Here is a 1,190-nt window from a genome sequence, read left to right as displayed (position 1 = left end):
AGCTTTGGTGCTAATACACAAGCCGATAAAAGGTTTGCAATCAAAATTACAAGAATGATATTTTTCATTTTAATATGACTCTTTTTACCATTATATGCATCTTAATATTTATTGTCATTATTATAATTTTGACACTAAAGTAAAGTGTATAGTTTGCGATAATTGATCTTTTCTTAATTTCATTTTTTAATTTATGAAAATAGCTCAATTTTAGTGCGAATATTTTTTACTTTAGGATTGGATATCCTCGTTATTTTGTCATATGGATATTAAGGGCATCTGTTACGAGCAGCATTGCTTTTTATCTCATCTAGTTTCTATGTCTCCATAGATGTCCAAATGTAATGCCTTTTGCGAGAGAATTGGCAACGCTTGATAGTTTGAGTAACAGGGTGATGGATATAATGGACAAGATGAGAGCACCCCCAAACATGAAGCTTATATTCTGGTCGTAATCGAGTTTCATATCGCTCAAATAGTTTGCAAAGATATTCATCATCAGATTAAATACAGTCGCTAAGAGTAGAAAGAGGATTATATAATTGACGACTTGGGTTATCCATTGCTCGAAAAGGCGATGAGTTGGTTGCCAGAGCAAAGCAATGATGAAGAGTGATCCCCATCCTACGAGAAGTGTAATAGCGATTTTTGTCAGGAGTACGAGACCACCGCCGATTGCTACTACGAGGCTTGTTGCCAGCAAGATGATGATACCTAAGAGACTGTAAAGCAGTCCATTGGCTTCGAAGAAGACGGTTTCTTGGAAAAGACGTCCTGCATATTGAAATCCTTTGGTTGCTGTTCTGTCTAGTAAATTCATTAATTGTGTATCATTGAGTGGATCTGTTAAGAGCGCTTTTGATAACTCATGGGGCATTTGTGTTATCAAATTGGCAATTTCATTCTGATAAAGTCCTGTGGTAAGAGCTATTGAAGTAATAATACTTATCCGTAGGAAACGATTTACAAATCCGGAGAGAGGCATATCTATAGCGCCACGAATGATGAGCCATCCATAGATGATGAAAGCGATTGTGATACCGATTGATATAAAGGGCGTAATTGTAGCCGTTGTTTTTAAGGAAATATCCGTGACATATGTTTTTGTTATCTGATCAATTTTATTGAAAAGTTGCGTGAACACTGTAAAGTCCATGGAATTCCTCTTTAACGAATTTTCAACTTTTTAT

1 protein-coding gene is annotated in these 1,190 nt (G+C 35.6%); it reads right to left on the bottom strand.

The genetic code is table 11. The features are described 5' to 3' along the window. Positions 1–310: 310 nt before the first annotated feature. Positions 311–1,156: a type IV secretion system protein gene (locus ACFIJ7_RS09520; RefSeq protein ID WP_375645189.1), complete on the bottom strand. Its 846-nt coding sequence runs from the start codon at positions 1,154–1,156 to the stop codon at positions 311–313. Positions 1,157–1,190: the final 34 nt, after the last annotated feature.

The organism is Bartonella sp. MR100HLJHH (genome assembly GCF_042194215.1).
GTDB classification, from domain to species: domain Bacteria; phylum Pseudomonadota; class Alphaproteobacteria; order Rhizobiales; family Rhizobiaceae; genus Bartonella; species Bartonella grahamii.
This window is presented reverse-complemented; position numbering and strand designations above follow the sequence as displayed.